General features: G+C 71.1%; 3 protein-coding genes. All 3 read left to right on the top strand.

The window, feature by feature from the left end; all coding sequences use genetic code 11:
- Positions 1 to 954 (top strand): aspartate kinase (locus VF697_RS00665; protein WP_331091201.1); only part of this gene is annotated, 954 nt, incomplete at its 5' end.
- Between the two features lie 162 nt (positions 955 to 1,116).
- On the top strand, positions 1,117 to 1,287 hold the full coding sequence (locus tag VF697_RS00660) for a hypothetical protein (RefSeq protein ID WP_331091199.1): 171 nt from the start codon (positions 1,117 to 1,119) through the stop codon (positions 1,285 to 1,287).
- A gap of 120 nt (positions 1,288 to 1,407) precedes the next feature.
- On the top strand, positions 1,408 to 3,766 hold a 2,359-nt coding region (locus VF697_RS00655), incomplete at its 3' end, for a N,N-dimethylformamidase beta subunit family domain-containing protein (RefSeq protein ID WP_331091197.1).

The following is a 3,766-nucleotide window of genomic DNA, read 5'->3' as shown; positions in this document are numbered from 1 at the left end:
TCCATGGCGCTACAGGAGGTGGGGGTGCCGGCCATCAGCTTCACGGGGAGCCAGAGCGGCATCATCACCAATGACGCGCACTCGCAGGCGCGCATCGTGGAGGTGCGGCCGTACCGCATCCAGGACGAGCTGGCCACGGGCAAGGTGGTCATCGTCGCGGGCTACCAGGGCGTCTCCTACAAGAAGGAGGTGACGACGCTGGGGCGCGGGGGCTCGGACACGACGGCGGTGGCGCTGGCGGCGGCGCTGAATGCCGAGTCGTGTGAAATCTACTCGGACGTGGACGGGGTGTTCAGCGCGGATCCGCGGGTGGTGCCGGAGGCGCGCAAGCTGGAGGCGCTCTCGTACGACGAGATGCAGGAGCTGGCGAGCGCGGGGGCCAAGGTGCTCAACGCGCAGGCGGTGGAGTTCGCGAAGGCCAAGGGCATCGTCATCCTGGCGCGCACCTCGCACGGGCAGGGGAGTGGGACGGCGGTGCAGGAGTACGGGGCGCCGGCGGACACGCGGGTGAAGGGGGTGACGGCGGAGGTGGAGATGGCGGTGCTGTCGGCGGCGGGCGAGGCGGTGCGGCTGCCGGAGCTGCTGGAGTTCCTGGACGCGCGAGGGGTGCGCGGCAGGGCGCTGGCCTTCGACGGGCTGCTGGGGCGCGAGGGGCGGACCTTCATCGCGGTGCCGCTCCAGGACGTGCATGGGCTGGAGGCGCTGAAGCGGGACGTGGCGGCGCGCTTCGGACAGGCGGTGGCCCTGCGGGAGGAGGTGGGGACGGTGACGGCGGTGGGGGCGGGGCTGAACGCGGACTGGAGCTACCTGCGGCGGGCGCTGGGCGTGGCGGAGGAGCTGGGGGCGAAGGTGCACGCGGTGCACACCTCGCCGTTGCAGCTCACGCTGCTGGTGGACAAGACGCACCTCAAGCCCCTCACGGCCCGGTTGCACCGCGAGTTTCTCGGCACATGAGGGGCCAGGGCCGCAGGGCTGCTCAGCGACCGCGCTTCAGGGACGCGGGGCATCCCGGGGGCTCGCAGGGCGTTTTCGCAGTGATGGTCTGTCTCTGAACGAGCAGACGGGCGTTCTTGCTTCGTCCCCGCCCTCTCTGCCTTGCCCATGAGGACACAGCCGATGCGGTATAAAAGCCCTCCGACCACCACCCAGCCGCTCTGGCGTCCCGCCAAGCCCAAGAAGATGGGCAACCCGGTTTCGAAGATGACGCAGGTGGCGGGCAAGCGCATTGGTGGCGCACTGCGCTCGGAGTATGCCCGCCAACAGAAGCGGCGTGACGGGCGGCACTGAGGGACGGAGGGGAAACGCTTCCTTCCCTATGTGTCCGAAGTCCCACCCGCTGTGTGGTGGATCACTTCCCACGCTGGGTCTCGTGCTTACCCTCGCGCTCCGGAGGGAGTGGAGGCAGGCATGGGACAGGGTGGTCGGGTCATCTGGGTGTTGGGTGCCGTACTGTGCCTCCTGGGCCTGATGGGAGGGTGTGAGGACTCTTCCTCGGGGGCTGGCGGCCCGGATGCGGGCGGACGTGACAACCCACCGCTCCAGCGCCCGGATGGTGGGCAACCCGACATCGTGGACGGTGGCCCGACGGAGCCGCCGGATGCCGGGTCCGGCGAGCCGGACGCAGGGCTGCCGCCACCGCATGACTCCCAGGCCATCCGCAAGGAGAACGCGCGCCCGGGGACGAAGGCGTGGCGCATCACCAGCCGGGCGGCCAATACCAACGAGATTGAAGGCTACGCGCTCGTCTCCACGGTGACGCAGGGCGAGCGGGTCCCCATCGCGGTGTCCGTGACGGGCTCGCCGCGCAAGTTCACCTGGGAGGTGTACCGGCTCGGCTACTACGGGGGCACGGGCGGGCGCGAGGTGGCGCGTGGAGGCCCGCTGCAGGCGGTGCCGCAGGCGCCGTGCCCGCCGCAGCGCCCCACGGGCCTCATCGCCTGCGAGTGGACGCCGACCCTGGAACTCCAGACGGACGCGCGCTGGGTGCGCGGGGTGTACGTGGTGAAGCTGGTACGCGAGGACGGCTACCAGCGCTACGTGCCCTTCTTCGTGAGGGATCCGCTGCCGCGCTCGGAGGTGACGGTGATCATCCCGACCGGCACGTGGGCGGCCTACAACACCTGGGGCGGCACGAGCCTCTACGACGACAAGTTCCGCGTCACCGGCAAGGGGCGCGCCTTCCAGTCCTCGTACGATCGGCCCTACCAGCGCGGCTACGGCTCGGGGCACCTGCTGGACGACGAGCAGGGGCTCATCATGTGGCTGGAGGCGCAGGGGCTGGACGTGGCCTACGTGACCAACGAGGAGTTGGATCGCAGCGGGGACGCGCTGCGCGAGGCGAAGGCGTTCGTGCTCTCCGGACATGACGAGTACTGGTCGCGCACGTTGCGGGACCGGGCGGACAAGGCGCTGGCCGAGGGCCGTTCGATCATCAACCTCGGCGCGAACCAGGCCTACTGGCAGGTGCGGCTCGAGCCGGCGAAGGACGGCCGGCCGAGGCGCATCGTCACCTGCTACAAGGGCGACGCGCAGGATCCCGCGGGGCTGAGGAGCCCGGATCGGACGACGAAGTTCCGGGACCTGGCCACGCCGCGCCCGGAGAACGCGCTGCTGGGGGTGATGTTCTCCAGCCGCTGGCACCAGTTCGCCTTCCCGACGGTGATCACCAACGCGAGCCACTGGGCCTTCGAGGGGACGGGGCTGAGGAACGGGGATGTGCTGTGGAAGGCCAACGGCTACGAGCAGGACCAGGTGGTGAACAACGGCCAGTCGCCGGCGGGGCTGGAGGTGCTGGCCGAGTCGCCCGCGCTGTCCCTGCAGGGGGCCTTCGGCTTCGGGCAGATGGCGGTGTTCCGCAAGGGGAACGCGTGGGTGTTCTCGGCGGGAGGCGTGGACTTCGTGCACACGCTGGGGACGAGCGACGCGGCGGATCCGCGCGCGGCCCGGCTGGTGGCCAACGTCCTCTACCGCGCGCTGGGCAGGCCGGTGCCGAAGGACCTGGTGGTGCTGCCGACGACGCCATTGCCGAGGGCGAAAGGCCCGTTCGCGGCCGAGGTGCGGACGGTGGCGGGGCAGCCCGGGAAGCGCGGGGACCAGGACGGTGCGTCGGGCGAGGGGCTGCTGGCCGCGCCGGTGGCGGTGGCGGTGCTGCCCGACGGGAGCTGGGCGGTGGCGGACGCGCTGGCCAACAAGGTGAAGCGGGTGACGGCGGACGGGAGCATCTCGACGCTCTCCCAGGTGCGACTCAATGGCCCGATGGGGATCGCCGCGGACGCGTTGGGGAACGTGTACGTGTCCGACTCGGACAACTATTGCATCCGCCGCATCGCGCCGGACGGGACGACGACGGTATTCGCCGGTGCGGTGATGGAACCGGGACTGGTGGACGGGCCGGCGGCGCAGGCGCGCTTCAACCAGCCGGCGGGTCTGCACATCACGCCCCAGGGCGAGCTGCTGGTGGCGGACCTGGGCAACGGAGTCATCCGGCGCATCGACCTGCTGGCCCCGGACAACGCGGTGACGACACTGCCGTCGAACCAGTGGCTGTATCGGCCCTCGGCGGTGGCGGCGGCGCCGGACGGGACGGTGTACATCGTGGAGACGGGGATGTCGCGCGTGGTGGCGCTGCGCAACGGCACGGTGAGCGTGGTGGCCGGCTCTCCACCGGGCGGCTTCGCGGACGGGACGCCGGAGACGGCGCGGATGCTGCCGTACCTGGGCATCGCGGTGCTGCCGGACGGGAGCGTGGCGGTGTCGGATCCGGGCA

This window comes from Archangium sp., assembly GCF_036388035.1.
Lineage (GTDB): Bacteria > Myxococcota > Myxococcia > Myxococcales > Myxococcaceae > Archangium.
Note: the sequence above shows the minus strand (reverse complement) of the source record. Positions and strands in the feature narration are given on the sequence as shown.